This window comes from Klebsiella sp. Ech2A, from assembly GCF_030078455.1.
Taxonomy (GTDB): Bacteria; Pseudomonadota; Gammaproteobacteria; order Enterobacterales; family Enterobacteriaceae; genus Klebsiella; species Klebsiella terrigena.
On record NZ_JAQGFU010000001.1, the window covers coordinates 12,954 to 39,092 of the forward strand.

The window sequence follows — 26,139 nt, forward strand, 5'->3', positions numbered from 1 at the left end:
CGATTAGCCTAACGTCGGCATGCTGAATTCAGATACGGTTTGCTGCCCTTCCGGCCAGCGGACGGTGGCGGTTTTCATGCGCGTGTAGAAACGTACGCCGTCCGGCCCGTGGACGTTCAGGGCGCCGAAGACCGAGCGCTTCCAGCCGCCAAAGCTGTGGAACGCCATCGGTACCGGCACCGGCACGTTGACCCCGACCATCCCGGCCTGCACGTCATGGACGAATTCACGCGCGGTATGGCCGCTGCTGGTGAAGACGGCGCTACCGTTGCCAAACTCGTGGCTGTTCACCAGTTCCAGCGCGCTGTGATAGTCGGCGACGCGCACAATCCCCAGCACCGGCCCAAAAATCTCTTCCCGCCAGATGGTCATCTCCGGCGTCACGTTATCAAACAGCGTCCCGCCAACATAGTAACCCTCATCATAACCCGGCACCCGCGGCTTACGGCCGTCGACGACCAGCGTCGCGCCTTCGCTGACGCCCTTATCAATATAGCCCAGCACTTTTTTCTGATGGCTGTCGGAAACCACCGGGCCCATTTCGTTCTCTTCTTTGCCGCGCATGCAGCCAGGGCCGACCTTCAGCGCCTGCACCAGCGGCTGGAGGCGGGCAATCAGCTTGTCCGCGGTTTCATCGCCGACGGCAACCACCACCGGCAGCGCCATGCAGCGTTCTCCCGCCGACCCAAACGCGCCGCCCATAATCGCGTTCACCGTGGCATCGAGGTCCGCATCCGGCATGACGATCGCATGGTTTTTCGCCGCGCCGAAGGCCTGCACGCGCTTGCCGTGAGCGCTGGCGGTTTTGTAGATATACTCCGCCACGCCGGAGGAGCCGACAAAGCTGACCGCCGCAATGCGCGGGTCGGTGTAAAGCTGCCCGGCATCTTCGTTGCTGCAGTGGATCACGTTAAAGACGCCATCCGGCAGGCCCGCCTCTTTGAGCAGCTCCGCAAGACGTACCGCCGCGGTAGGCGCCAGCGCAGGCGGCTTGAGGATGAAGCTGTTGCCGCAGGCCAGCGCCAGCGGGAACATCCACATCGGCACCATTGCCGGGAAGTTAAACGGCGTAATCCCCGCCACCACGCCCAGCGGCTGCATCAGGGAGTAGCTGTCGACGCCGGTACCAACGTCGGATGAATACTCGCCTTTAATCAGGTGCGGGATCCCGCAGGCAAACTCAACCACTTCCAGGCCGCGGGTCAGCTCGCCCAGCGCGTCCGACCACACCTTACCGTGCTCGCTAACGATGATCCCCGCCAGCTCTTCGGCATGTTGTTCCAGCAGCATTTTAAAGTTGAACAGCACCCGGGCACGGCGCAGCGGCGTGGTACGGGACCAGCCTTCAAACGCGTCGCGCGCGACCTGAATGGCGTCAGAGACCTCCTGGGCGGTGGAGAGCGTAACTTCGCGCACCACTTTGCCCGTCGCCGGATCGAACACCGGCATCGTTTCATTGCTGCTGCTGGTAACGGTCTGCCCGCCAATAAAGTTTCCTGTGATCGTCATGTTCTCGCCTCATGGTGTGGAAGGCCAACGCTGCGGCCCATCTCCGATTTTGCTGTGCTATAACCGTAGTAAAATGAAATTTATATTTCAACAAAGATATAAAATGAAATTCTAATTTGGTGATAATGGTCGCAATTTTCAGCAATAACGCTTCTGTTCCTGCAAGAAAGCGCGATCGCCCGGCAACAGACGCCGCAGCGTTTCTCACCGACGCGCACTATCCCTTTCGCGCACGCTATTTTGCGAGGCGGCTCAAAAAACCACCATTTCACGCATTGCCAATTTTGGAATAAACGTTTTGACTAGAGGGTAATCGAACGAAGCCACTTCATCCTGTTCCCGGAGAGTAAAATGACCATTGCCCAGCACCGCTTCTGCATTAATCGCAAGATCGCCCCTTCGCTGAATATCGAGTCCTTCTTTCGCCTGGTGAACAGCCTCGGGCTGAACAAGGTCGAGCTGCGCAACGATCTCCCCGGCGCAAAGGTGACCGACGATCTCAGCGCCCGCCAGGTGCGCGAACTGGCCGAGCGCTACCATATTGAGATTCTGACCATCAATGCGGTTTATCCCTTCAACTGCCGTACGCCGGAGGTGCGCAGCCTGACCGAATCCCTGCTGAAGGAGGCGCAGGCCGTTGGCGCGAAGTCGCTGGTGCTCTGCCCGCTCAACGACGGCCGCGCGGTCTCCACCGACGAGACGCTGGGCGCGCTTCGCGAGCTGGCGCCGCTGTTCTCTTTTTACGGCATCCACGGGCTGGTTGAGCCGCTGGGCTTTCCGCAAAGCTCGCTGCGCTCGGCGGCGCAGGCGCAAACGCTTATTCACGATGCCCGCGTGCCGTTTAAGCTGCTGATCGATACCTTCCACCACCATCTCTACCCGCAGGCGGATGAGGAGTTTAGCCAGCTGGAGATCGACGCTATCGGCCTGGTCCACCTCTCCGGCGTCGAGGATACCCGCCCGCGTGAGGAGCTCACCGACGATGAGCGCATCATGCTGACGCCGCGCGACAGGCTGCAGACCTGCGAGCAGGTCAAAAACCTCGAGGCGCGCGGCTATCAGGGCGTTTACGCCTTCGAGCCGTTTGCCCCGGAGCTGGCAAACTGGCGTGAAGAGGATATCCGTCGTGAGGTTGAGCAGAGCATCGCGCTGATCCAGCAGCACTGCGCCTGAAGAAAATAAACGCCGACTCCGCCCTAAAGTGGCGATTCCCTGCGTCTTTTTGCGGCCAGGTTGCCTATAATCGACGCAGGATAAATGGAGGAATCGACCATGAGCTCACCCCTGCTGATTGCGCGTACGCTGGAAAAACAGCTGCATCTACTCCCCGGAATGGCCAACCGTCACGGCCTGATCACCGGGGCTACCGGGACCGGTAAAACCGTCACGCTGCAGAAGCTGGCGGAGTCCTTTTCCGAAATCGGCGTGCCGGTATTTATGGCCGACGTGAAGGGTGACCTCACCGGTATCGCCGAGGCGGGCCAGAGCAGCGAAAAGCTGCAGGCGCGGCTGGAAAAAATCGGCGTCAGCGACTGGCAGCCGCACGCTAACCCGGTGGTGGTGTGGGATATTTTCGCCGAGAAAGGCCACCCGCTGCGCGCCACGGTCTCCGACCTCGGCCCGCTGCTGCTGGCGCGCCTGCTGAACCTCAATGAGGTCCAGTCCGGGGTGCTGAATATCATTTTCCGCATCGCCGACGACCGCGGCCTGCTGCTGCTCGACTTTAAAGATCTGCGCGCCATTACCCAGTACATCGGCGATAACGCGAAAAGCTTCCAGAACCAGTACGGCAACATCAGCAGCGCCTCGGTGGGTGCTATCCAGCGCGGCCTTCTGACGCTTGAGCAGCAGGGGGCGGAGCACTTCTTCGGCGAGCCGATGCTGGATATCGCGGACTGGATGCGCGTTGATGCCAGCGGCAAAGGGGTGATTAATATCCTCAGCGCCGAAAAGCTGTATCAGATGCCGAAGCTGTACGCGGCCAGCCTGCTGTGGATGCTCTCGGAGCTCTACGAACGCCTGCCGGAAGCCGGCGATCTGGACAAACCGAAACTGGTCTTTTTCTTCGACGAGGCGCACCTGCTGTTTAACGACGCGCCGCAGGTTTTACTCGATAAAATTGAACAGGTTATCCGCCTTATTCGCTCCAAGGCCGTGGGGGTTTACTTCGTTTCGCAAAACCCGGCGGATATCCCCGACGCGGTACTCGGCCAGCTGGGTAACCGGGTGCAGCACGCCCTGCGCGCCTTCACGCCGAAGGATCAGAAGGCGGTAAAAACGGCGGCGCAAACCATGCGCGCCAATCCGGCGTTCAGTACCGAACAGGCTATTCAGGAGCTGGGCACCGGCGAGGCGCTGATTTCCTTCCTCGACGAAAAAGGCAGCCCGTCGGTGGTAGAGCGCGCGATGGTTATCGCCCCCTGCTCGCGGATGGGACCGGTGACGGACGACGAGCGTAACGGGCTGATTAACCACTCCGCGCTGTACGGAAAATACGAGGAGGAGGTCGATCGCGAGTCGGCGTTTGAAATGCTGCAAAAAGGGGTGCAGGCCACCACCGAGCAGCAGGATGCGCCGCCGGCCAAAGGCCAGCAGAGCAGCGCCGACGACGGCCTGCTCGGCGGCCTGAAGGATATTCTGTTTGGCACCACCGGCCCGCGCGGCGGCAAGCGCGACGGTATTGTGCAAACGGCGGCCAAAAGCGCGGTGCGTCAGGTGACGAATCAGATAGTGAGGGGAATGCTGGGAAGCTTACTCGGCGGGCGAAAACGGTAGGTTGCCAGGTTAATGCCCCCCCTCTCCGCGCCGGAGAGGGGGAAGCGCGCTAGCCTTTTCTCATCATCAGCCAGAGGCTTATCAGGAAGAAGCTGGCGCTCGGCAGCAGCGCGCCGATGATCGGCGGAATGCCGTAGACCAGGGTCAGCGGGCCGAAAATCTGGTCCAGAACGTAGAAGATAAAGCCGAAGCTAATCCCCGTCACCACCCTCACGCCCATCGCCACGCTGCGCAGCGGACCAAAGATAAACGACAGCGCCATCAGCATCATCACCGCCACCGACAGCGGCTGGAAGATCTTGCTCCACATGTTGAGCTGGTAGCGGCCCGGATCCTGACCGCTGGACTTCAGATAGGTGACGTAGTTGTGCAGGCCGCTAATCGACAGCGCGTCGGGATCCAGCGCCACCACGCCCAGCTTGTCCGGCGTCAGCTTGGTATTCCAGATGCCGCTGACCATCTGCGAGCCGGTAATCTGTTTCGGGTCGGTGAGGTTGGACTCATCGACCTGCGACAGGCGCCAGACCTTATTCTCGCTATCGAATTTCGCCGACGCCGCGTAGCGGACCGACTGCAGACGACGCGCATCGTTGAAGGCGTAAATGCTCACGCCGCCCAGCTCGTCGTTACCTTTAACTCGTTCGATATAGACAAAATTGTGGCCGTCTTTCGCCCACAGGCCCTGCTGAGTGGAAAGCAGCGAGCCGCCGTACATCTGCTGAGCGCGGTAGTTACGCGCCATCTGCTCGCCCTGCGGCGCAACCCATTCACCCATCGCCATCGTCAGCAGAACCAGCGGGATAGCGGTTTTCATTACCGCCAGCGCCACCTGCAGACGGGTGAAGCCTGAGGCCTGCATCACCACCAGCTCGCTGCGCTGTGCCAGCGCGCCGAGGCCAAGCAGCGCCCCGAGCAGCGCCGCCATCGGGAAGAATATCTGCACGTCTTTCGGCACGCTGAGCAGGGTATAGAGCCCGGCGCCCAGCGCATCGTAGCTGCCCTGTCCGGCTTTTTTCAGCTGATCGACAAACTTGATAATGCCCGACAGCGAAACCAGCATGAACAGCGTCATCATGATGGTGTTGAAAATCGTCTTACCGATATAACGGTCAAGTACGCCAAACGCCTGCATCACGCCGCTCCTTTGTTAAAACGGGCACGGAAGCGACGCATTGGCACCGTATCCCACAGGTTCAACAGCACCGCCAGCGCGAAATAGAGCAGGTTGATGCCCCACATCCAGATCATCGGGTCCATTTTACCTTTGCCGCCGTTCGACTTAATCGAGGTTTGCACCAGGAAGAAGACCAGGTAAAGCAGCATTGCCGGCAGCATCGACAGCACGCGGCCCTGACGCGGGTTGACGACGCTCAGCGGAACCACCATCAGCGCCATGATAAAGACGGTCGCCACCAGCGTGAAGCGCCAGTGCAGCTCGGCGCGCGCGCGATCGGTCTGGGTATGCCACAGCGTGCGCATATCCATCTGTTCAGTATCATCGGGATCTGAGGTGACCGCCTGATGGCCAACAATCGCCTGATAGTTTTTGAAATCGGTGATACGGAAATCGCGCAGCATGGCGGTGCCCTCAAAGCGGGTACCCTGATTCATGGTCACCACCTGCGAGCCGTCTTTCTGCTGCGAGAGTTCGCCCGAATCGGCGACCACCACCGACGGACGGGCGTTGCCTTTCGGCCGCAGCTGCGCGAGGAATACGTCCTGGAAACGCTTGCCGTTAACGCTCTCAATAAACAGCACCGCGCTACCGTCGCTGGCCTGCTGGAACTGGCCCTGGGCCAGCGCGGCCATGCCGGGGTTAGCTTTTGCTTCCGACAGCACTTCGTCCTGATGCCGGGACGACCACGGCCCCGCCCACATCACGTTGACCGCCGCGACCGCGCCGGTGAACAGCGCGAGGATCATCGCCGCCTTCACCAGTACCGCTTTGCTCAGGCCGCAGGCGTGCATCACCGTAATTTCGCTTTCGGTGTAGAGTTTGCCCAGCGTCATCAGCAGCCCGAGGAACAGGCTCAGGGGGAGGATCAGCTGCGCCATTTCCGGAATGCCCAGCCCTAACAGCGAAAGCACCAGATTTGTCGGGATATCGCCATCTACCGCAGCGCCGAGGATCCTGACCAGTTTCTGACAAAAGAAAATGAGCAGCAGGATGAATAGGATCGCCAACTGGCTTTTCAGCGTCTCACGAACCAGATATCTTATGATTATCACTATAAATACGCCCGTAAAAACCCGTCTTATTGCAGGAAAATTGCTTGTTTCATGGCTTAAACGTCATTTATTCTCTTTGGTCGTCGAAAACATCGCTAAGATTAAATGACTCATCGGTTCTGCGTATCAGGTTTTTTTCTGACGAACCAAGGCCGTAATAACGTTAAGATTAACACGAAGTCACCACAACAGCGGACATGAGTTACGAAAGCTTTCAATTCTATCCGTAGCCACCGTCGTTGTCTTTAAGATTCAGGAGCGTAGTGCATGGAGTTCAGTGTAAAAAGCGGTAGCCCGGAGAAGCAGCGGAGTGCCTGTATCGTGGTCGGCGTCTTCGAACCGCGTCGCCTCTCCCCCATTGCCGAACAACTCGATAAAATCAGTGACGGCTATATCAGCGCCCTGCTGCGTCGCGGTGAACTGGAAGGTAAGCCTGGCCAGACGCTGCTGCTCCACCATGTGCCAAATATTCTGTCAGAGCGCATTCTGCTGATTGGATGTGGCAAAGAGCGCGAGCTGGATGAGCGCCAGTACAAGCAGGTGATTCAAAAAACCATTAATACCCTGAATGATACCGGGTCGATGGAAGCGGTCTGTTTCCTGACCGAGCTGCACGTCAAAGGGCGCAACAACTACTGGAAAGTTCGCCAGGCCGTTGAGACCGCGAAAGAGACGCTGTACAGCTTCGATCAGCTGAAGACCAACAAAAGCGAACCGCGTCGTCCGCTGCGTAAAATGGTCTTCAACGTGCCAACCCGCCGCGAACTGACCAGCGGCGAGCGCGCAATCCAGCACGGTCTGGCCATCGCCTCCGGGATCAAGGCGGCGAAAGATCTCGGCAACATGCCGCCGAACATCTGCAACGCGGCCTATCTCGCCTCTCAGGCGCGCCAGCTGGCGGATACCTGGAGCAAAAACGTCGTCACCCGCGTGATCGGCGAGCAGCAGATGCGCGAGCTGGGAATGAACTCCTACCTCGCGGTCGGCAACGGCTCGCAGAACGAATCGCTGATGTCGGTGATTGAGTACAAAGGCAACCCGGCGGAAGACGCGCGTCCGATCGTGCTGGTCGGTAAAGGCCTGACCTTCGACTCCGGCGGTATCTCCATCAAGCCTGCCGAAGGCATGGACGAGATGAAGTACGACATGTGCGGCGCGGCGGCGGTGTACGGCGTGATGCGTATGGTGGCCGAGCTGCAGCTGCCGCTGAACGTCATCGGCGTGCTGGCGGGCTGTGAAAACATGCCCGGCGGTCGCGCCTATCGTCCGGGCGACGTCCTGACCACCATGTCCGGCCAGACGGTGGAAGTGCTGAATACCGATGCCGAAGGCCGCCTGGTGCTCTGCGACGTCCTGACCTACGTTGAGCGCTTCGAACCGGAAGCGGTGATTGACGTGGCGACGCTGACCGGCGCCTGCGTGATTGCCCTCGGCCACCATATCACCGGCCTGATGTCGAACCACAATCCGCTGGCCCATGAGCTGATTGGCGCATCCGAGCTGGCGGGCGACCGCGCGTGGCGTCTGCCGCTGGGCGACGAGTTCCAGGATCAGCTGGAGTCCAACTTCGCGGATATGGCCAACATCGGCGGCCGTCCGGGCGGAGCCATTACCGCCGGCTGCTTCCTGTCGCGCTTCGCCCGCAAGTACAACTGGGCGCACCTCGATATCGCCGGCACCGCATGGCGTTCGGGTAAAGCCAAAGGCGCGACCGGTCGTCCGGTGGCGCTGCTGTCGCAGTTCCTGCTCAACCGCGCCGGCTTTACCGGCGAAGAGTAATCTTGCAGGCCGGATGGCGCGACGCTTATCCGGCCCGTAAGTTCGAGCAATTAGAATTCAGTACCCTATGGATTTCGAGTTGCATCGCGGCGGCAGAGCGGCGCACACTTCCGTCGGCATAGTTCACTCTGCGGCCGGGGGTGCCCAAAGGCAGCCAACCAAGAGGCAACGGGAAAGACAACGGGTAGAGATATGAAGAACGCAACCTTTTATCTGCTGGACAACGACGCGCAGCAGGACGGCCTGAGCGCCGTCGAACAGCTGGTGTGTGAAATTGCCGCGGAGCGCTGGCGCAGCGGCAAGCGCGTGCTGATCGCCTGTGAAGATGAGCAGCAGGCGGTTCGCCTCGACGAAGCGCTGTGGACGCGGCCACCGGAAAGTTTTGTCCCGCATAATCTGGCGGGAGAAGGTCCCAGAGGCGGCGCGCCGGTGGAGGTCGCCTGGCCGCAAAAGCGCAACAGCAGCCCGCGGGACATCCTGATCAGTCTGCGGGTAAACTTTGCAGATTTTGCCACCGCTTTCACAGAAGTGATAGACTTTGTCCCTTACGAAGACTCTTTGAAACAACTGGCGCGCGAACGCTATAAAGCGTACCGCATGGCTGGTTTCAACCTGAACACGGCAACCTGGAAATAATGGAAAAGACATACAACCCACAAGATATCGAACAGCCGCTTTACGAGCACTGGGAAAAGCAGGGCTATTTCAAACCGAATGGTGATGAAAGCCAGGAGAGCTTCTGCATCATGATCCCACCGCCGAACGTCACCGGCAGTTTGCATATGGGTCATGCCTTCCAGCAAACCATCATGGATACCATGATTCGCTACCAGCGCATGCAGGGTAAAAATACCCTGTGGCAGGCCGGTACCGACCACGCGGGTATCGCAACCCAGATGGTGGTTGAGCGTAAGATTGCCGCCGAAGAGGGTAAAACCCGCCACGATTACGGTCGTGACGCCTTTATCGACAAAATTTGGCAGTGGAAAGCGGAATCCGGCGGCACCATTACCCGCCAGATGCGCCGCCTGGGCAACTCCGTGGACTGGGAGCGCGAGCGCTTCACCATGGACGAAGGCCTCTCCAACGCCGTGAAGGAAGTCTTTGTCCGCCTGTACAAAGAGGACCTGATCTACCGCGGCAAGCGCCTGGTCAACTGGGATCCGAAGCTGCGCACCGCGATTTCCGATCTTGAAGTGGAAAACCGCGAGTCTAAAGGCTCCATGTGGCACATCCGCTACCCGCTGGCCGACGGCGCGAAAACCGCCGACGGTAAAGATTACCTGGTGGTGGCCACCACCCGTCCGGAAACCGTACTCGGCGATACCGGCGTGGCGGTTAACCCGGAAGATCCGCGCTACAAGGACCTGATCGGCAAATTCGTTATTCTGCCGCTGGTTGACCGCCGCATTCCCATCGTCGGCGACGAACACGCCGATATGGAAAAGGGCACCGGCTGCGTGAAGATCACCCCGGCGCACGACTTTAACGACTACGAAGTCGGTAAACGTCACGGCCTGCCGATGATCAACATCCTGACCTTTGACGGCGATATCCGCGAAACCGCGGAGGTGTACGACACCAAAGGCAACGAATCTGACGCCTACCCTAACGCGATCCCGGCCCAGTTCCAGAATCTGGAACGCTTTGCCGCGCGTAAAGCGGTGGTTGCCGCCGTCGACGCGCTGGGCCTGTTAGAAGAGATTAAACCGCACGACCTGACCGTACCGTACGGCGATCGCGGCGGCGTGGTTATCGAGCCGATGCTGACCGACCAGTGGTACGTTCGTGCCGACGTGCTGGCAAAACCGGCGGTGGAAGCGGTTGAGAACGGCGACATTCAGTTCGTGCCGAAGCAGTACGAAAACATGTATTTCTCCTGGATGCGCGATATTCAGGACTGGTGTATCTCCCGTCAGCTGTGGTGGGGTCACCGCATCCCGGCATGGTACGACAACGAAGGCAACGTCTACGTTGGCCGCACCGAAGAAGAAGTGCGCAGCGAAAACAACCTGAGCGCAGACGTCGCGCTGCGCCAGGACGACGACGTTCTCGATACCTGGTTCTCCTCCGCGCTGTGGACGTTCTCAACCCTCGGCTGGCCGGAAAACACCGACGCGCTGCGTCAGTTCCACCCAACCAGCGTGATGGTCTCCGGCTTCGACATCATCTTCTTCTGGATTGCCCGCATGATCATGATGACCATGCACTTCATCAAAGATGAAAACGGCAAGCCGCAGGTTCCGTTTAAAACCGTCTACATGACCGGCCTGATCCGCGATGATGAAGGCCAGAAGATGTCCAAGTCCAAGGGTAACGTGATTGACCCGCTGGATATGGTCGACGGTATTTCCCTGGCCGACCTGCTGGAGAAACGCACCGGCAATATGATGCAGCCGCAGCTGGCGGAAAAAATCGCTAAGCGCACCGAAAAACAGTTCCCGGACGGCATCGAGCCGCACGGTACCGACGCCCTGCGCTTCACCCTGGCGGCGCTGGCCTCAACCGGCCGCGACATCAACTGGGACATGAAGCGCCTGGAAGGCTACCGCAACTTCTGTAACAAGCTGTGGAACGCCAGCCGCTTCGTACTGATGAATACCGAAGATCGGGACTGCGGCTTCAGCGGCGGCGCCATGGAGCTCTCTCTGGCCGATCGCTGGATCCTGGCTGAATTCAACCAGACCATCAAAGCGTACCGCGAAGCGCTGGATAACTTCCGCTTCGATATCGCCGCGGGCATTCTGTACGAGTTCACCTGGAACCAGTTCTGCGACTGGTATCTGGAGCTGACCAAGCCGGTAATGAACGGCGGCAGCGAGGCCGAACTGCGCGGCACCCGCAATACGCTGGTCACCGTACTGGAAGGCCTGCTGCGCCTGGCGCACCCGATCATTCCGTTTATCACCGAAACCATCTGGCAGCGCGTGAAGGTCATTTGCGGCATAACCGCCGATACCATCATGCTGCAGCCGTTCCCGCAGTACGATGCGTCCCAGGTTGATGAAGCCGCGGCTTCCGATACCGAGTGGCTGAAGCAGGCCATCATCGCCGTGCGTAACATTCGCGCGGAAATGAACATTGCCCCAGGCAAACCGCTGGAGCTTCTGCTGCGCGGCTGCAGCAACGACGCCATTCGTCGCGTAAACGACAACCGCAGCTTCCTGCTGAACCTGGCGCGCCTGGAAAGCATCACCGTGCTGGCTGCCGATGATAAAGGTCCGGTTTCCGTCACCAAGATCATCGACGGCGCCGAGCTGCTGATCCCGATGGCCGGCCTTATCGACAAGGACGCCGAGCTGGCGCGTCTGGCGAAAGAAGTGGCGAAAGTCGAAGCGGAAATTGGCCGCATCGAAAGCAAGCTTTCCAACGAAGGCTTTGTCGCCCGCGCGCCGGAAGCGGTCATTGCTAAAGAGCGTGAAAAGCTGGAAGGTTACGCGGAAGCGAAAAGCAAGCTGGTTGAACAGCAGGCCGTCATCGCCGCGCTGTAACCCTCTGCCCCTTGCCTGACCGGGCAAGGGGCCCAATCACCGCGTATTCCCACGCGCTAACGACCAGGTTGCAGCACAAACGTTCGTCGCGTTGAACAGCGCTTGCGCTGCCCCCTTTTCCGATGTTATTAACAACAGCATCATCCGCCATTTTTGCTATGAGTAATCGTATGAATACCATCGCGACCATCACGGTGTCGCTGCGCCGGATCACCGCGCAAGACAATGCGGCTATCGCCGGCGTTATTCGCCAGGTTTCAGCCGAATACGGGCTGACGGCCGATAAAGGCTATACGGTAGCCGACCCTAATCTGGATGAGCTTTTCCAGCTCTACAGCCAGCCGGGTTCCGCATACTGGGTGGTGGAGCAGAATGGTCAGGTGGTCGGCGGCGGCGGTGTAGCGCCGCTGGCCCACAGCGAGCCCGATATCTGCGAGCTGCAGAAAATGTACTTTATGACTTGCGCCCGCGGACAGGGGCTGGCGAAAAAGCTGGCGCTGCTCGCGCTGGATCATGCCCGCGAGCAGGGATTCAGGCGCTGCTATCTGGAAACCACCGCCTTCCTCAAGGAAGCGGTAGGCCTATACGAGCACCTTGGCTTCGAGCATATCGATGGGCCGCTAGGCCATACCGGCCACGTTGACTGCGAAGTGCGGATGCTTAAAACGCTGTAGTTAGTCTTGTTGTTTACGCTTCCCCGGCCGCGCTGCGCTTACCGGGGACCCGCCTCAGCATATTCCGGCGCGGCTGCGGGAGCGCCGCCTTAAGCGGCCACCGGCACCCCGCTATGGAAGCGAATCTCCGCCTCCGGCGCGTTGATCAGCGCGGCTTCCGCGGCACCCAGCTGGCGCACGCGCTCGCAGATATCCTCCCCGGCAATCTGCTGCGCCAGGCGCAGGTAATCTTCGAAGTGGCGCGCTTCGGAGCGCAGCAGCGACAGGTAGAACTTCTGCAGACTCTCCTCCAGCCACGGCGCCAGGGCGGCAAAGCGTTCGCAGGAGCGCGCTTCGATATAGGCCCCGCAGATCAGCTTATCGATCAGCATCGCCGGCTCATGGGATCGCACCTCCCGACGCAGCCCGCGGGCGTAGCTGCTGGCGGTCATTTTGACGTAGGGAATATCGTGCGCCTGCATGATCTCGCGCACCTGCCAAAAGTGGTGCAGCTCTTCTTTAATCAGCAGCACCATGCTGTCAATCAGCTGGCGTCCCCACGGGTCGTCCGTATGCGGCATGGTGCTTTTATTGATCCGCTTATGCAGCGCGACGAAATCCGGTTCCGGGCCCCAGCGGTAGGTAAAGTCCTCGTACGGCTTCAGGCAGGCCAGCAGCTCGTCTGCGCCCTCTTTATCCGCCACATATTTACGCACCAGCAGCATGGCGTTCTGCGCCGCTTTCAGCTCGCAGACCATATGATCGGTGAGCAGCAGCGGCAGGTTTTCCGGCTTACGGGCTTCATCAATCCACGCTTGCGGGGTGGTGCAGTGCAGAAAGTTGAGTACGGGGGAGAGTATTTGCGGGTAGTCCATCGAGATTCCTTGCTATACGGCGGCAGATACCGCCGTATCCATCAGCGGCTTAGTGACGTACGCCGTCGTCATCTTCATCGACGAAATCTTCGTCATCGTCTTCGTCGCCATCTTCACCGTTAGGGTCTTCGTAGTAGGTGCCCCAACCGTCATACTCGACGCCAAACTTTTCTGCCAGCGTCATCAGCTGTTCAACCTGGGCATCAATCAGCTCAACCTTCAGCGCGCTCTCGCTCAGGATGTCGCAGCAGATAACGGTTTCGCCCTCTTCGACTTCCAGCTCTTCCGGCTCGGTCACTTCGTAACCCATCTTGAAGGCTTCGACCGCAACTTTTTCCAGCGTTTCGAAGTCGTCGGCGGAGAGATGATGCTCAATGGTGTACAGCGCGTCCGGATCGCTGCCGTCTTCGAGCAGCTCTTCGATAATCAGACGCGTTTCTTCACGCTGTTCTTCCAGTAGTTCCGGGTTTGCCATGGCTCGTTCCTCATAATGTGCGGCAGTTACTTCTATTGTCACATACCGCCGTGATTGCCTCCACCTTTGCGCGAAAGATTTGTGCGGCGGGGTTGCAAATGAATATTCATACATATAAAGTGAATTTTAATTCAATAAGTGGCTTAAGCCATGCGAGGGAACCATGTCGACGTTTTATCAGAAGCATTTTTTGAAGTTGCTTGATTTTACACCTGCAGAAATCACCGCCCTGCTCAAGCTGGCGACCCGGCTCAAAACCGATAAAAAAAACAGCATTGAAATCCAGCATCTCGCCGGCAAAAACATCGCGCTCATCTTCGAAAAAGACTCTACCCGCACACGATGCTCTTTCGAAGTTGCCGCATTCGATCAGGGCGCGCGCGTCACCTACCTCGGGCCAAGCGGCAGCCAGATCGGCCATAAAGAGTCCATTAAAGATACCGCCCGCGTGCTGGGCCGGATGTATGACGGTATTCAGTACCGCGGCCACGGCCAGGAAGTGGTTGAAACCCTCGCCCAATATGCCGGCGTGCCGGTGTGGAACGGCCTGACCAACGAATTTCACCCTACCCAGCTGCTGGCGGATCTGCTGACCATGCAGGAACATCTGCCGGGGAAAGCGTTCAACGAGATGACCCTCGCCTACGCCGGCGACGCGCGTAATAACATGGGCAATTCGATGCTGGAAGCGGCGGCCCTTACCGGGCTGGATCTGCGCCTCGTCGCGCCGGCGGCCTGCTGGCCGGAAGAGAGCCTGGTGGCCGAGTGCAAAGCGCTGGCGCAAAAGCACGGCGGCAACATTACCCTGACCGAAGATATCGCCGCCGGCGTGAAGGGCGCGGACTTTATCTATACCGACGTTTGGGTATCGATGGGTGAAGCCAAAGAGAAGTGGGCCGAGCGTATCGCCCAGCTGCGTGACTATCAGGTGAACAGCAGCATGATAGCGCTGACCGGCAACCCGCAGGTGAAGTTCCTCCACTGCCTGCCGGCGTTCCACGACGATCAGACCGCGCTTGGCCAGCAGATGGCCGCCGAGTTCGGCCTGCATGGCGGGATGGAAGTCACTGACGAGGTGTTTGAATCCGCGGCGAGCATCGTCTTCGATCAGGCCGAAAACCGCATGCATACCATCAAGGCGGTGATGGTCGCGACCCTGAGTAAATAACCCGCGGAGACTCCCGGAGGCGGCGCGTGCGCCCTATCCGGGCCACTCCCCGGCAAGTGCAGCGCAGCCGGGGAGCGCTGGCCCTTAGCCCATCAGCATCTTCACCACCGCTTTGCGCACTTTGGCGGGCGAGCCCACCGCGCACAGCGGCTTATGCACCTCTCCTGGATAAAACACCACAAAATCTCCCGCGCGGAGGATCATGGTTTTCTCCTCCTCGCCGGCGGCGAGGAACGCGATGTCTTTATCCGCCAGCCAGTCGATATCCGGCGTCCCGGCGGGCCGGGTGCTGAAGGTCATCCCCTCCTCGCCCTGCAGCACAATCTGGATATCCAGGTAGCGCGCGTGATACTCGGCGCGGCGCTCGCTGAGCGCTTCGGTGGTATCCTGCGAAATCAGATAAAACAGGTTGTTGCCGTCAATATCGTGCTTACCGAGCGGCGTCTGCTCGCTGACGTGAGCCTTAACGTATTCGATAGCCTGACGCAGGGGCTCCGGTAGCCAGGCCTGCAGATGGTGAATGTTGCCGACGATCATAATAACCCTCAAATATAAAACAGCTTTTCATTTCTGGTTTTTATACGCCCCTTGCGACTGCCATACCACCACTTTTTAACGCTTTTTTGCGCTGGCGCAGCGATATCGAAGCAAACGTTTACCTGTTTGTGGACGAATCGCTTGATCCGAAATTTGAGCTGCGTATAATGCCGGTCGATTTGCCGGGAGGAAGCATGGTCTATTGCGTACGACATTCTGTCTTACCGCGTCTGAAAACAGGCGCTGGCGTAGCGTTTTTCTTTCCGTTGCTCAATGAATTCTCGAAGCCCCTTATTTAAGGGGCTTTTTTTTTGCCCAGGCGTCAGGAGATAAACATGGCTAACCCGCTATATCAAAAACATATCATTTCCATAAACGATCTCAGCCGCGAAGACCTTGAACTGGTCCTGGCGACCGCTGCAAAGCTGAAAGCGCACCCGCAGCCGGAACTGCTGAAGCACAAGGTTATCGCCAGCTGTTTTTTTGAAGCCTCTACCCGCACCCGTCTGTCGTTCGAAACCTCGATGCACCGCCTCGGCGCCAGCGTGGTAGGCTTCTCCGACAGCAGCAACACCTCGCTGGGCAAAAAGGGCGAAACCCTCGCCGACACCATTTCGGTCATCAGCACCTACGTTGACGCCATCGTGATGCGTCATCCGCAGGAAGGCGCCTCGCGCCTGGCAACCGAATTCTCCGGCGGTATTCCGGTGCTCAACGCAGGCGACGGCGCCAACCAGCATCCGACGCAAACCCTGCTGGATCTGTTCACCATCCAGGAAACCCAGGGCCGCCTGGAAAACCTCAACGTGGCGATGGTCGGCGACCTGAAATACGGCCGCACCGTGCACTCCCTGACCCAGGCGCTGGCGAAATTTAACGGCAACCGCTTCTACTTTATCGCTCCTGACGCGCTGGCCATGCCGCAGTACATTCTCGATATGCTCGATGAGAAAGGGATTGCCTGGAGCGTCCATAGCGCCATTGATGAGGTCATGGAGGAGGTCGATATTCTCTATATGACCCGCGTCCAGAAAGAGCGCCTCGACCCGTCGGAATATGCCAACGTGAAGGCGCAGTTTGTGCTGCGCGCCGCCGATCTGGAAGGTGCCCGCGACAATATGAAAGTGCTGCACCCGCTGCCGCGCATTGACGAAATCACCACCGATGTTGATAAAACGCCGCACGCCTGGTACTTCCAGCAGGCCGGCAACGGCATCTTCGCACGCCAGGCGTTACTGGCACTGGTACTGACTAGCGAGCTGGCTCTGTAAGGGGAAACGACCATGACACACGATAATAAACTGCAGGTAGAAGCCATTAAGCGTGGCACCGTCATCGACCACATCCCCGCGCAGGTGGGCTTTAAGCTGCTGACGCTGTTCAAGCTGACCGAAACCGACCAGCGCATCACCATCGGCCTGAACCTGCCGTCAGGCGAAATGGGCCGCAAGGATCTGATTAAAATTGAGAACACCTTCCTGACCGACGAGCAGGTCAACCAACTGGCGCTGTACGCCCCGCTGGCGACGGTGAACCGTATCGACGATTACGAAGTGGTCGGCAAGTCGCGCCCCAATCTGCCGGAGCGGATTAACAGCGTGCTGGTGTGTCCGAACAGCAACTGTATCAGCCACGCCGAGCCCGTTTCCTCCAGCTTTGCGGTGAAAAAACGTGAAAATGACATCGCGCTGAAGTGCAAATATTGTGAAAAAGAGTTTTCACATAATGTGGTTCTGGCCAACTAATTGAGGTTGGTATTGGCAACCCGGCTCCCTATAATGGCCGGGTCCTTAACGCGCTATCCTTCAAGCTGCTTCCTTGTCGGCGGCGTGAGCGCCCAAGGCGACTCGCCTCCTGCCGCGTCGATGCAACCCGAAGGATTTCGCGTCACTTCTTAATTAAGCTGTTATTCAGGAGAACTCATGTCTAAAACTATCGCGACGGAAAATGCACCAGCAGCTATCGGCCCGTACGTTCAGGGTGTTGATCTGGGTAGCATGATCATCACTTCCGGCCAGATCCCGGTTGATCCTAAAACGGGCAGCGTACCGGAAGAGGTTGCCGCTCAGGCGCGCCAGTCTCTGGACAACGTAAAGGCTATCGTTGAAGCAGCAGGCCTGAAAGTGGGCGATATCGTTAAAACCACCGTCTTCGTTAAAGACCTGAACGATTTCGCCACCGTGAACGCCGCGTATGAAGCGTTTTTCACCGAGCATGATGCGACCTTCCCGGCACGCTCCTGCGTCGAAGTTGCGCGTCTGCCAAAAGACGTGAAGATTGAGATTGAAGCGATCGCGATTCGCCGCTGATTGTTCAGCCCTCTCCGCTGCGGGGAGGGTTATCTGGCGGCCGCGGGTTGAGCAGCCGTCACCCGCCACCGTAAAGCCCTTCAGGCTGCAGCGACTTACTTCCCCGTCGCAAAACGCGCTTTCTGACCTGAATAGCCCTACCCTCTGCAATTTTTCATCGTCGTTAATTTTTCTCTGAAGCACTCTCGTATTTCCTGGATTTCAGCCCCTGTGGTTTTATCCATCTCGGTATACTAAACCTGCATTCATCCCGTGTCTTATGCCGCGAAGAAGCGTTTGAAACTGAAAGCATAAAACAGAAGGTATGAAGGTATGAGAGACGAATGATATCTGTCGAACACTCGGGCGATATCGTACAAGGAATCACCTTGCTGAGGTCTGTCTCAGATAATCGCTTTATGTTCTGGTGCGTAGTTAATAGGCGTTCTTCGTTTTGCGGCAGCGTCCCCCCTCGTTTAAGGGTAGGCCTGCGTCGCCCTTTGAACTCACTGCAAGGGGGACTTACAGGCCGGGGTGAAGACTGGCCTGTCAAAATAAATATATTTCGAGCTATGGAGCCATGCTCTTCGGAAAACACACGCCAGGATCCCTTTCGATGCTATGGTTATCTTTTGCTACCAAAAGAGGAAAAGCTAATAATTGTAAGGACCTGGCACGGATGTGTTCCGCTTAAACATGCGGAAGGTTTTGCAAAACACCTTGAAAGTACAGGCGTAGAGCATTCAAGAAGCATACAGGGGAACAACGGCGCGTTCGTGCGCAGAGAAACCCAGGGAGGCTGGGAGCATTTCTTTCTGGCAACTTACTGGCAGGATCTGCAGTCGGTAAAGGCATTTGCCGGAGAAAGCTATCACGTGGCGGTGACTTATCCAGACGACGAAGAGTTTGAGCTACTTTCCGATCCTTACGTTTTCCATCATGTTGTAGAAGCCGTTGCGCCGCTTTAGCCTCATTTCCGGAAGCTATCTGCCGGTTACCCGGACTTGCCATAACATCCGTATTAAGACAAAGCGCTAATATCCGACTCCGGCATGAAGCGGCCGGACTCCGCCATAGCACTGGTTTAAGGTCCGGTCGTCGGGAAGCTCGCTGCCGCAAGCTGCTTGAATATTTAAACGCGAAGTCGTTTAACTTCGGCTAAAGCAGGGCGCTCAATCAGCCAGGATGAGGGGGTTACTGGAGGAAACGCTTTGCCCATACTGAGCAAAAAATGGACGTTAAAAATGGTACGTAATAACACACCAGAGTCAGTCCAACACCGGGGCTGGGCCGACTCGTGATACTTTTTAGTTAACCATCAGGCGCAGGGCTAAACCCTTAGGATAGGGGTCAAAGTAGTTCTGCGTTAAGAGGTAGCGATCCGGGTATTCCGCCAGATAGTGCTTCAGCAGCGTTAATGGCGCGAGTATCGGCAGTAGCCCGGCGCGATAGTGGAGGACCACTTCACGCAGTTCACAGCGTTGGCGGCTATTCAACCGATCGCGGAAGTAGCCCTGAATGTGCATCAGCACATTGGTGTGGTTTTTTCGCGAAGCGGGTTGCTTTAGTATTGCCATCAGTTTTTCGCGGTAGGCCACGAAGAAGGCATCCAGATCCTTCCATTCATGCACCGAGGCGACAAACGGGCCGATCTCACGGTAGCCCGCCTGATGATGTGCCAGCAGCTGTAGCTTGTAGCGGCTATGGAAATCCAGCAGCGCGCGGCGGGTCAGGCCATTGGCCCGCAAGGTATTGAGCTCATGCAGGGCGAAAACACGCTCGACAAAATTTTCACGCAGCACCGGATCGTGCAGGCGGCCATCTTCTTCAACCGGTAGCCACGGATATTTCTCCAACAGTACTCCGGTGAAGAGCCCCACCCCCTCCTTACGCCCGCGGTTGCCTTTTTCATCATACAGCCGCACGCGCTCCATGCCGCAGCTCGGCGATTTGGCGCAGACGATAAATCCCGACAGTTCGCCCAGACGGGGAAGATACTCGTCGGCGAAATCAGCCATTTTCTGCGTAACGTCGTGGTGCGGCGCGTGGCTGAAGCGTATCCGGGTATCCCCTTCGGTGGTTTGTACCAGACGCAGCGCCGGGCGAGGCACCGGCAGGCCGATAGACATCTCCGGGCAGACGGGTTTGAAGGTCACACACTGTGCCAGCCCTTCCATCACAAAGGCCATCCGTTTATGTCCGCCGTCAAACCTTACGGCGGAGCCGGTTAAACATCCGCTGATCCCAATAACAGGTTGAGTATTCATGGCGCTATCCCCTTTACTGCGTTTTGCGGGTGAAGAAAAGCGTAACCGTAGCGACGGTGATGCCGAATTTCTTCATCTCTGTTTTATTAAAAAGATGCGTGTCGTCCTGCAAGTACATCCAGTCATCAAAGCCCAGCAGCCAGGTACCGCCGCTAGCGGTCACGTTCATGCTGTATCGCCAGTTAAAAGCATTACCCGCCGCCAGGCCGGTAGCCACGCCTTTAATATCGCCCGCGGAGCCTTCGTAGCGGCCGGCGCCGATGCGCCGGATGTGCCATACCCGCTGCTGCTTTTGTCCATCGTCATAGACGAAGCGTTCATTGAGGGTCAGCGTATCGCCGACAACGTCGCCATCAATATCAACGTGGAACCGACGCAGCTGCTTACCGCTGCGATCCTGCACCATGCCCCACGCCTCGGTTTTACCCTGAAAGTAGCGAAAGATATCAAGCGACGGCTGTTGATACCGGTAGTTGCCAATCTCCGTGCTGCAGCCGGCAAGCACTATCAACATGGCCAGTCCTAGCGTCAGGATGCGTTTCATTTTTCACCTCCGATCAACTGCTGACGTAGCTCAGGGTACTGCGTACGCGGGCCCAGCCAGATGGACAGAAAGCGCATGCTGAAGGCTTCTGACTGACGGGGGCCTAATGGGGTAAACGTCTTTTGCGCCGACGACGCGCGATACCAGAACTGCCCCTGCTTATCGTTAAGCACAAAGGCCAGCTGCGTACCCGATGTGACGTCAGGCCAAACAGAACGCAGCATCTGCAGCCAGGCTTCGCTTTGCGGTTCGCTTGCCAAAATACCCTGCGCCTGCCACTGGTCGCGGGTCGCATCGACCAGGTCCTCACGGGCGATATCGCGTTTGTAGGTAATAATCAGCACCTGCTTTTGCGCCAGCCCGTCATATCGCCCATCCGGTGTGCGTAGCTGGGAGGTATAGATGACAAATGGCCCCCAGGTGAGGGTCGCGTCGCCCACTTTGCGCCAGTTTAGCCAGTCGGCGGCATGAGCGACTGGCGTGGAGACTGCTAGCCACATCAGCATCAGCAGCGCGCTTTTCACTGTCGTCTCCCCATCAAAATATGGAAAAACAGCATCAACGCCAGCCAGCCCGGCGCTATCCAACCGATGACCATCAACGTCGGTTGCAGAAAAGCGATGGCGCCCAAACGTTCGCCAATGAGATAAGCCGCCAGGCCGCCGAACGTTGCCATTAGCGCCAGCATCCATCCCGGCAGCGTGGTAGTACAGGTCAGTCCGGTCCAGACGGTGGCAAACATCAGCCACAGTGCGACCATCCACAGGGGCAGCAGCACGTTGCTGTTAAAATCGATAAGCCCGGTCAATGCCCAAAGCGCATCCAGGCCACTGCCTGTCGCAGCCAACAGCAGAGCGTAAAGACGGTGTGCAGGCGACAGCATCATGAAGGCCAGAATCGCCAAAGCGAGCCACAGGAACAGGCACCGTTCACGAAACAGCACGACCAGCGTCCAGTAGAGATCGAACGCGATAGCCAGCAAAAAAACCTGTACATAGCGTTTCATACGCGCTCCGCGGTCAGCTGCACCACGCTAATGGTGCGCGCGTTGAACCCGGCTTCGCAGTAGCCGAAGTAGTAAAGCCACATGCGGCGGAAGCGATCATCAAAACCGAGCTTTTCAATATCCTGCCAGGCGTGAACAAAACGCTGCCGCCAGTGTGCAAGCGTGCGGGCGTAGTCTGGCCCCATATCAATAAGATTACGGACGACAAAATCGGTGTGGCGCGTCATCAACATGCTCATCGCCGTGACGCTCGGTAAAAATCCGCCGGGGAAGATGTAACGCTGGATAAAATCGACGCTTTTGCTGTAGTCACGGTAGCGCTGATCCTGAATGGTGATGGCCTGAATCGCCATTCTGCCGCCAGGGCGCAGGCGCGCCTGGCAGGTGCGGAAGAAAGCCGGGAGATAACGTTGCCCTACCGCCTCGATCATCTCTACCGATACCAGCTTATCGAACTCGCCGGTCAGATCGCGATAATCGCACAGCAGGACCTGCACCCTGTCCTGTAACCCCGCCCGGGCAATCCGCGCTTTCGCCCAGTTATATTGCTCCTGCGACAGCGTGGTGGTTGTGACGCTGCAGCCATAGTGACGCGCGGCATACTCTGCCATCGCCCCCCAGCCGGTGCCGATTTCCAGCAGGCGATCCTCTGACGTCAGCGCCAGCTGTTCGCACAGGCGCGCCATTTTAGCCCGCTGAGCCTGAGCCAGATCCTGCTCATCGGCGCTAAACAGCGCGCTGGAGTAGAGCAGCTCTTCATCGAGGAAGTGTGCGTAAAATTCGTTGCCGAGGTCATAATGCGCGGCGATATTTTCCCGCGCCTGCTGCTGATGGTTGCGTCGTGCCCTGTGGCGCAGGCGCTCAACGGGCCGACCCAGCAGGCGAAAACCACTTTCCAACCGTTTCAGCACGTGGCCGTTGAGCGCCAGGATTTGCAGCAACGGCGTTAGCTGCTGCGTCTCCCACTCGCCGTCCATCCAGGCTTCGGCTGCGGCGAGGCTCCCACCAGTAAGCAGGCGCCAGTAAACGCCCGATGAGAGGATATTCACGTCGGCGCGTAGCGGCGCAGAAGCGTCACCAAAATGAAACGTCTGCGCGCCCTCTCGCAAGGTGAGCGAGCCTCCTCGGATGCCGCTCAGCAAACGGAAGAGCAGCCATCTCGCGATACGGACGTTGCGCGGAATATCGGGTTCAAGCGCAAAGGCGGGATCGGTCATCAGCGTTTACTCCTGCTAACGGGGTGGTTGTGGATAGGCACACGCTTGAGCCACAGCCGCAGCGCCTGCCAGTAAATAGCGAGTACGGTTTTCAGCGTCATCAGCGGAATACGCAGCAGCAGCGAGGTCAGATTTTTGCGCGTCAGCGGCTCGCGTTTCAGCGCCAGCGTCGCATCAAACACTTTCGACGCCTGATGATTCTCAATATGCATATGCAGCGTTTTGCCGGGGCTGTTGAAGCGCCAGTGATAAACCATCTCCATCGGGTTAAAAGGAGAAACGTGAAAGGCCTTTTCCAACGGGCGCGCCACCTGAGCATCTACGGCATAGTAATGACGCTCGTTCCATGGAGTGTTGCGCACCTCGGCCAGCACCCAGCGCAGGGTGTCTGCGTGGTCGTAGCAGTAGTAGAAATTGACCGGATTAAAGTGCAGTCCAAAGTAGCGAAACTGGGTCAGGAGCATGACGCGGCCATCAGGACGCTCCCCGGCCAAACTTTCCAGCCGGTTCAGGGCGCGCTCTTTCAGCGGCGTTCCTAGCGGATAATCCGCATCATGGAAAGCGGCGGCGGCAAAGCGATTGCGGCGCACACCGACAGACGGCAGCATCTCCAGCTCATTCAGATCGAGCCAGCCCATAAACACGTTATAGTGAAACTGATGCGTTTTCGGCTGAAGACGACGATGGCGCAACATGCCCTGATAGAGGCAACTGTTCATCTTAGGGGGCCCTCTCCGGCAGCAATCCCCTGCACCACATCCAATGCGCTACGCACCCCATCCTCATGGAAACCGTTGTACCAGTAAGCACCGCAGAACCAGCTTCGCTGCCGGCCATTAATCTCGTGACGACGGGTCTGCGCACGCCAGCTTTTAGCGGTAAACAGCGGATGTTCATAGACGAAACGCCGCCAGACGTAGCGCTCCTCCACCGGGGTTTCAGGATTCAGGGTGACGCAGAACAAAGGGGCGTCCGCGGGCAGGCCTTGGAGGATATTCATGCAGTAGGTGACGCAGGCGCTGGCCCGATCCTGCTCGCTCAGGCGATAGTTCCAGCTCGCCCAGGCGCGATCGCGCACCGGCAGCCAGCGTCGGTCGCTGTGTAACACCACCTCATTACGCTGCCAGCCGATATCTCCCAGCACCTCGCTTTCAGCCTGAGTTGGGTCTTCGAGCATGGCCAGGGCCTGCCCGGAATGGCAGGCGAAGATCGCCTGATCGAACCGGTGGCTCGACGTATCCAGCCGGACCGTCACGCCGCTGCCATCACGAATAACCCGCTGCACGGGGGCGTTGAGGCGCACGGTCAGGCGATCGCCCAGCTGAGCCAGCATGGCGCGGATATACTCCCGCGAACCGCCGGGCACCACGTACCACTGCGGGCGATGGGTGATATCCAGCAGACCATGATGCTCAAAGAAGCGCAAAAACAGCGGCAGTGGAAAACGACGCATCTCTTGTAGCGATGATGACCAGATAGCGGCCCCCATCGGCAGAATGTAATGGCGCGCGAAAAACGCGCTGAAGTGGTGCTGTTCCAGAAACGAGTGCAGCGTGGCATGGCGATCCGCGTTTTCTAACGACCGTTTTGCCAGCCGATTAAAACGGACAATCTCTTTCAGTAGTCCCCAGAACGTCGGGTTCACCAGATTACGACGCTGCGCGAACAGCGAGCTAAGGGTATGCCCGTTGTACTCGAGGCCACTTTGCGGGCTATGCACCGAAAAGCTCATCTGCGTTTTTTGCCCGCTGATACCCAGTTCGCTTAGCAGGCCCATAAAACGAGGATAGGTGCGGTCGTTATAGACGATAAACCCGGTATCAATGGCCCAGGTTCCCTGCGGCGTCGCCACATCCACCGTCGCGGTATGCCCACCGACCGTGGGTTCGGCTTCGAAAAGCGTCACCTGATGATGCCCGGCGAGCCGCCATGCGCAGGTCAGTCCGGCGATGCCGCCGCCGATAATGGCGATGTTCATGAGCGTACCATCCTGCGCAACAATGGGCGTTGAAGACATGGCGGAAGTGCCGCCAGCAGACGCAGGATCAGACTAAACCCGGTCGGGAAGGCAATATGGTTTTTACCTTTTGACAGACCGTGGCGGATAGCCTTCACCGCGCTCTCCACGCTGACCCGTCCGGGCATGGGGAAATCGTTTTTACGCGTCAGAGGCGTGTCGACAAAGCCCGGAGAAACTACCGTGATGGCAATACCTTTTGGCTCCCAGTCCAGGCGCAGGCTGTTAGCAAACCACGTCAACGCCGCTTTTGAGGCGCCATACGCCTCAGCGCGTGGGAAGTGTAGCCAGTGAGCCATTGAACTGACCAGCACCACGCGGTTACCAGAAGCCAGCTGCGGCTCAAGCGCAGCCAGGCAGTTCACTGGCCCCAGAAAATTGGTTGTCATTACCCGTTCCACCAGGTCAGCATTCACCACCCCGTTTTCCAGATATTCACAGGTTCCCGCGCAGAGAATCACCAGATCGGCGTAACACCCCGTCAGCGCCTGACAGCAGGCGGCCCTGTCGGTCATATCGAACAGGCGCACGGTGATGTTCGGACTGTACTGATCCAGGGACTCCAGCCGGGACGAATCTCGCCCACAGGCGATGACGCGACAGCCTTCATCGGCCCAGGATTTTGCGAGTCCGGCTCCGATACCGGAGCTGGCGCCGGTGATGAGGACAGTCATCATGGGTGCACCCTCCGTTTCACGCGGCGCACCGCCCACCCCAGCAGAGGAAGATGTTCGTAGATCATTTCCCCGGCATCGTAGTAGTCGCGCTGGCGAATAATCATACCGGCCCGGATCTCCACCACTGAGCTTCCCGGCAGGGTCAGCGTTTCCCCCCCGGCAATGCGCGGGTGCGACCAGAGCATGGTCCAGGTCACGGCAAAACGCTGACCGTCACACAGGGGCGCATCAATGAAAAAACGACAGTGGTCCACGTTGGCCAGAAGATGAGTGAAATAATTTTGGATAGCGTAAAGCCCCTTATGCTCGCCGAACGGATCGGTAAGCGTGGCGCCGGCATCATAGAGCGCGGCCAGCGCCGATGGCTGCTGGTTGTCCAGCCTGGCGTAGTACTCAACAAACCGGTTAATAACGGATGGCAATATGCTCATGGGTCTCACCCTGGCTGTGAACAACGTGGCGTAATCGCATAACTAAAACTTGCACAATTAACTTTATTTGTCCAAGTTAAAGATGATATATATTTTATTATTTATTTATTTCAATAAGTTATTAAAATTAACTTTTCGAAGTTATTTTCGTTTTTTTAGCGTTCACATGCGAACGCGCCACCGTTACGGTGGCGCGTGAGA

Annotated in this window: 29 protein-coding genes; 14 read left to right on the top strand and 15 right to left on the bottom strand. The window is 58.1% G+C overall.

All coding sequences use genetic code 11. The features are described 5' to 3' along the window. Positions 1-3: 3 nt before the first annotated feature. Positions 4-1,509, bottom strand: coding sequence for a CoA-acylating methylmalonate-semialdehyde dehydrogenase (locus PFH44_RS00055; RefSeq protein WP_045853283.1), 1,506 nt, complete (start codon positions 1,507-1,509; stop codon positions 4-6). A gap of 351 nt (positions 1,510-1,860) precedes the next feature. Here PFH44_RS00055 and PFH44_RS00060 point away from each other — a divergent pair, with 351 nt between their 5' ends. Beyond that, positions 1,861-2,682: a TIM barrel protein gene (locus PFH44_RS00060; protein WP_045853284.1), complete on the top strand. Its 822-nt coding sequence runs from the start codon at positions 1,861-1,863 to the stop codon at positions 2,680-2,682. A 99-nt stretch (positions 2,683-2,781) separates the two neighbouring features. Next, on the top strand, positions 2,782-4,284 hold the full coding sequence (locus PFH44_RS00065; protein WP_283824030.1) for a helicase HerA-like C-terminal domain-containing protein: 1,503 nt from the start codon (positions 2,782-2,784) through the stop codon (positions 4,282-4,284). Between the two features lie 49 nt (positions 4,285-4,333). On the opposite strand, the gene lptG is transcribed toward PFH44_RS00065, so the two are convergent. Then, entirely contained in the window at positions 4,334-5,416 is a 1,083-nt protein-coding gene (gene lptG / locus PFH44_RS00070; RefSeq protein WP_283824031.1) for an LPS export ABC transporter permease LptG, read from the bottom strand. Next, complete coding sequence (lptF, locus tag PFH44_RS00075; protein WP_045853287.1) at positions 5,416-6,513, bottom strand: LPS export ABC transporter permease LptF; 1,098 nt, start codon at positions 6,511-6,513, stop codon at positions 5,416-5,418. The genes lptG and lptF overlap by 1 nt, the downstream gene beginning before the upstream one ends. 267 nt (positions 6,514-6,780) lie before the next feature. On the opposite strand from lptF, the gene pepA reads away from it, so the two are divergent. From pepA to PFH44_RS00095, 4 genes are all read left to right on the top strand, one after another. Next, positions 6,781-8,292, top strand: coding sequence for a leucyl aminopeptidase (gene pepA, locus PFH44_RS00080; protein WP_041143793.1), 1,512 nt, complete (start codon positions 6,781-6,783; stop codon positions 8,290-8,292). Positions 8,293-8,484: 192 nt separating this feature from the next. After that, entirely contained in the window at positions 8,485-8,928 is a 444-nt protein-coding gene (gene holC / locus PFH44_RS00085; RefSeq protein ID WP_041143792.1) for a DNA polymerase III subunit chi, read from the top strand. Beyond that, entirely contained in the window at positions 8,928-11,783 is a 2,856-nt protein-coding gene (locus PFH44_RS00090; RefSeq protein ID WP_283824032.1) for a valine--tRNA ligase, read from the top strand. The genes holC and PFH44_RS00090 overlap by 1 nt, the downstream gene beginning before the upstream one ends. A gap of 170 nt (positions 11,784-11,953) precedes the next feature. Further along, entirely contained in the window at positions 11,954-12,457 is a 504-nt protein-coding gene (locus PFH44_RS00095) for a GNAT family N-acetyltransferase (RefSeq protein WP_045853289.1), read from the top strand. Positions 12,458-12,546: 89 nt separating this feature from the next. Here the strand turns inward: PFH44_RS00095 and miaE are convergent, their stop codons facing one another. Further along, positions 12,547-13,311 carry a tRNA isopentenyl-2-thiomethyl-A-37 hydroxylase MiaE gene (miaE, locus tag PFH44_RS00100; protein WP_283824033.1) on the bottom strand — a complete coding sequence of 255 codons (765 nt, stop codon included), beginning with the start codon at positions 13,309-13,311 and terminating at the stop codon, positions 12,547-12,549. A 49-nt stretch (positions 13,312-13,360) separates the two neighbouring features. Next, entirely contained in the window at positions 13,361-13,786 is a 426-nt protein-coding gene (gene rraB / locus PFH44_RS00105) for a ribonuclease E inhibitor RraB (protein ID WP_045853291.1), read from the bottom strand. Between the two features lie 98 nt (positions 13,787-13,884). Between rraB and argL the strand changes: the two genes are divergently transcribed. Next, complete coding sequence (argL, locus tag PFH44_RS28040; protein ID WP_374756750.1) at positions 13,885-13,980, top strand: putative translational regulatory protein ArgL; 96 nt, start codon at positions 13,885-13,887, stop codon at positions 13,978-13,980. Further along, complete coding sequence (argF, locus tag PFH44_RS00110) at positions 13,950-14,954, top strand: ornithine carbamoyltransferase (RefSeq protein ID WP_283824034.1); 1,005 nt, start codon at positions 13,950-13,952, stop codon at positions 14,952-14,954. The genes argL and argF overlap by 31 nt, the downstream gene beginning before the upstream one ends. Before the next feature lie 84 nt (positions 14,955-15,038). On the opposite strand, the gene PFH44_RS00115 is transcribed toward argF, so the two are convergent. After that, entirely contained in the window at positions 15,039-15,491 is a 453-nt protein-coding gene (locus PFH44_RS00115) for a NanQ anomerase/TabA/YiaL family protein (protein ID WP_045853293.1), read from the bottom strand. 194 nt (positions 15,492-15,685) lie between these two features. Between PFH44_RS00115 and PFH44_RS00120 the strand changes: the two genes are divergently transcribed. The 6 genes from PFH44_RS00120 to PFH44_RS00145 all read left to right on the top strand — a co-directional run bounded on the left by PFH44_RS00120 (position 15,686) and on the right by PFH44_RS00145 (position 18,747). After that, positions 15,686-15,790 carry a pyrBI operon leader peptide gene (locus tag PFH44_RS00120; protein WP_080773194.1) on the top strand — a complete coding sequence of 35 codons (105 nt, stop codon included), beginning with the start codon at positions 15,686-15,688 and terminating at the stop codon, positions 15,788-15,790. Then, positions 15,765-15,824, top strand: a complete 60-nt coding sequence (locus PFH44_RS00125) for a pyrBI operon leader peptide (RefSeq protein WP_112150686.1) — start codon at positions 15,765-15,767, stop codon at positions 15,822-15,824. Before PFH44_RS00120 ends, PFH44_RS00125 begins: the two co-directional genes overlap by 26 nt. Before the next feature lie 2 nt (positions 15,825-15,826). Then, the gene (pyrB, locus tag PFH44_RS00130; protein WP_045853294.1) at positions 15,827-16,762 is read left to right on the top strand and encodes an aspartate carbamoyltransferase; all 936 of its coding nucleotides are present in this window, start codon (positions 15,827-15,829) and stop codon (positions 16,760-16,762) included. Between the two features lie 12 nt (positions 16,763-16,774). Then, positions 16,775-17,236, top strand: coding sequence for an aspartate carbamoyltransferase regulatory subunit (pyrI, locus tag PFH44_RS00135; protein WP_045853295.1), 462 nt, complete (start codon positions 16,775-16,777; stop codon positions 17,234-17,236). Positions 17,237-17,413: 177 nt separating this feature from the next. Beyond that, complete coding sequence (ridA, locus tag PFH44_RS00140) at positions 17,414-17,800, top strand: 2-iminobutanoate/2-iminopropanoate deaminase (RefSeq protein ID WP_041143783.1); 387 nt, start codon at positions 17,414-17,416, stop codon at positions 17,798-17,800. 635 nt (positions 17,801-18,435) lie between these two features. Next, complete coding sequence (locus PFH44_RS00145) at positions 18,436-18,747, top strand: hypothetical protein (protein ID WP_283824073.1); 312 nt, start codon at positions 18,436-18,438, stop codon at positions 18,745-18,747. Positions 18,748-19,086: 339 nt separating this feature from the next. Here the strand turns inward: PFH44_RS00145 and PFH44_RS00150 are convergent, their stop codons facing one another. The 9 genes from PFH44_RS00150 to PFH44_RS00190 are packed head-to-tail and all read right to left on the bottom strand — an operon-like array spanning position 19,087 to position 25,938. Further along, complete coding sequence (locus PFH44_RS00150; protein ID WP_045853296.1) at positions 19,087-20,046, bottom strand: YbgA family protein; 960 nt, start codon at positions 20,044-20,046, stop codon at positions 19,087-19,089. Between the two features lie 13 nt (positions 20,047-20,059). Next, a complete protein-coding gene (locus tag PFH44_RS00155) occupies positions 20,060-20,590 on the bottom strand; it encodes a DUF3833 domain-containing protein (RefSeq protein WP_283824035.1) in 531 nt (176 codons plus the stop codon). Next, complete coding sequence (locus PFH44_RS00160; protein ID WP_406627051.1) at positions 20,587-21,096, bottom strand: hypothetical protein; 510 nt, start codon at positions 21,094-21,096, stop codon at positions 20,587-20,589. Before PFH44_RS00160 ends, PFH44_RS00155 begins: the two co-directional genes overlap by 4 nt. Before the next feature lie 14 nt (positions 21,097-21,110). Continuing rightward, positions 21,111-21,596, bottom strand: coding sequence for a DUF2878 domain-containing protein (locus PFH44_RS00165; RefSeq protein ID WP_045853299.1), 486 nt, complete (start codon positions 21,594-21,596; stop codon positions 21,111-21,113). After that, positions 21,593-22,813, bottom strand: a complete 1,221-nt coding sequence (locus tag PFH44_RS00170) for an SAM-dependent methyltransferase (RefSeq protein ID WP_045853300.1) — start codon at positions 22,811-22,813, stop codon at positions 21,593-21,595. Before PFH44_RS00170 ends, PFH44_RS00165 begins: the two co-directional genes overlap by 4 nt. Continuing rightward, complete coding sequence (locus PFH44_RS00175; protein ID WP_283824036.1) at positions 22,813-23,532, bottom strand: DUF1365 domain-containing protein; 720 nt, start codon at positions 23,530-23,532, stop codon at positions 22,813-22,815. Before PFH44_RS00175 ends, PFH44_RS00170 begins: the two co-directional genes overlap by 1 nt. Beyond that, complete coding sequence (locus PFH44_RS00180; RefSeq protein WP_045853302.1) at positions 23,529-24,791, bottom strand: NAD(P)/FAD-dependent oxidoreductase; 1,263 nt, start codon at positions 24,789-24,791, stop codon at positions 23,529-23,531. Before PFH44_RS00180 ends, PFH44_RS00175 begins: the two co-directional genes overlap by 4 nt. After that, positions 24,788-25,507, bottom strand: coding sequence for an SDR family NAD(P)-dependent oxidoreductase (locus PFH44_RS00185; RefSeq protein WP_283824037.1), 720 nt, complete (start codon positions 25,505-25,507; stop codon positions 24,788-24,790). Before PFH44_RS00185 ends, PFH44_RS00180 begins: the two co-directional genes overlap by 4 nt. Further along, positions 25,504-25,938, bottom strand: coding sequence for a nuclear transport factor 2 family protein (locus tag PFH44_RS00190; RefSeq protein WP_283824038.1), 435 nt, complete (start codon positions 25,936-25,938; stop codon positions 25,504-25,506). Before PFH44_RS00190 ends, PFH44_RS00185 begins: the two co-directional genes overlap by 4 nt. Between the last annotated feature and the right edge of the window lie 201 nt (positions 25,939-26,139).

Coding starts and splice junctions, on each gene's coding strand:
- miaE (WP_283824033.1), bottom strand. CDS start 13,311: ATGGACTACCCGCAAATACTCTCCCCCGTACTCAACTTTCTGCACTGC.
- PFH44_RS00155 (WP_283824035.1), bottom strand. CDS start 20,590: ATGAAACGCATCCTGACGCTAGGACTGGCCATGTTGATAGTGCTTGCC.
- PFH44_RS00095 (WP_045853289.1), top strand. CDS start 11,954: ATGAATACCATCGCGACCATCACGGTGTCGCTGCGCCGGATCACCGCG.
- pyrI (WP_045853295.1), top strand. CDS start 16,775: ATGACACACGATAATAAACTGCAGGTAGAAGCCATTAAGCGTGGCACC.
- pepA (WP_041143793.1), top strand. CDS start 6,781: ATGGAGTTCAGTGTAAAAAGCGGTAGCCCGGAGAAGCAGCGGAGTGCC.
- pyrB (WP_045853294.1), top strand. CDS start 15,827: ATGGCTAACCCGCTATATCAAAAACATATCATTTCCATAAACGATCTC.
- PFH44_RS00065 (WP_283824030.1), top strand. CDS start 2,782: ATGAGCTCACCCCTGCTGATTGCGCGTACGCTGGAAAAACAGCTGCAT.
- PFH44_RS00190 (WP_283824038.1), bottom strand. CDS start 25,938: ATGAGCATATTGCCATCCGTTATTAACCGGTTTGTTGAGTACTACGCC.
- lptG (WP_283824031.1), bottom strand. CDS start 5,416: ATGCAGGCGTTTGGCGTACTTGACCGTTATATCGGTAAGACGATTTTC.
- argF (WP_283824034.1), top strand. CDS start 13,950: ATGTCGACGTTTTATCAGAAGCATTTTTTGAAGTTGCTTGATTTTACA.
- PFH44_RS00175 (WP_283824036.1), bottom strand. CDS start 23,532: ATGAACAGTTGCCTCTATCAGGGCATGTTGCGCCATCGTCGTCTTCAG.
- PFH44_RS00090 (WP_283824032.1), top strand. CDS start 8,928: ATGGAAAAGACATACAACCCACAAGATATCGAACAGCCGCTTTACGAG.
- PFH44_RS00185 (WP_283824037.1), bottom strand. CDS start 25,507: ATGATGACTGTCCTCATCACCGGCGCCAGCTCCGGTATCGGAGCCGGA.
- PFH44_RS00170 (WP_045853300.1), bottom strand. CDS start 22,813: ATGACCGATCCCGCCTTTGCGCTTGAACCCGATATTCCGCGCAACGTC.
- rraB (WP_045853291.1), bottom strand. CDS start 13,786: ATGGCAAACCCGGAACTACTGGAAGAACAGCGTGAAGAAACGCGTCTG.
- PFH44_RS00150 (WP_045853296.1), bottom strand. CDS start 20,046: ATGAATACTCAACCTGTTATTGGGATCAGCGGATGTTTAACCGGCTCC.
- PFH44_RS00165 (WP_045853299.1), bottom strand. CDS start 21,596: ATGAAACGCTATGTACAGGTTTTTTTGCTGGCTATCGCGTTCGATCTC.
- PFH44_RS00115 (WP_045853293.1), bottom strand. CDS start 15,491: ATGATCGTCGGCAACATTCACCATCTGCAGGCCTGGCTACCGGAGCCC.
- PFH44_RS00120 (WP_080773194.1), top strand. CDS start 15,686: ATGGTCTATTGCGTACGACATTCTGTCTTACCGCGTCTGAAAACAGGC.
- PFH44_RS00055 (WP_045853283.1), bottom strand. CDS start 1,509: ATGACGATCACAGGAAACTTTATTGGCGGGCAGACCGTTACCAGCAGC.
- PFH44_RS00060 (WP_045853284.1), top strand. CDS start 1,861: ATGACCATTGCCCAGCACCGCTTCTGCATTAATCGCAAGATCGCCCCT.
- ridA (WP_041143783.1), top strand. CDS start 17,414: ATGTCTAAAACTATCGCGACGGAAAATGCACCAGCAGCTATCGGCCCG.
- PFH44_RS00180 (WP_045853302.1), bottom strand. CDS start 24,791: ATGAACATCGCCATTATCGGCGGCGGCATCGCCGGACTGACCTGCGCA.
- PFH44_RS00160 (WP_406627051.1), bottom strand. CDS start 21,096: ATGCTGATGTGGCTAGCAGTCTCCACGCCAGTCGCTCATGCCGCCGAC.
- argL (WP_374756750.1), top strand. CDS start 13,885: ATGAATATTCATACATATAAAGTGAATTTTAATTCAATAAGTGGCTTA.
- holC (WP_041143792.1), top strand. CDS start 8,485: ATGAAGAACGCAACCTTTTATCTGCTGGACAACGACGCGCAGCAGGAC.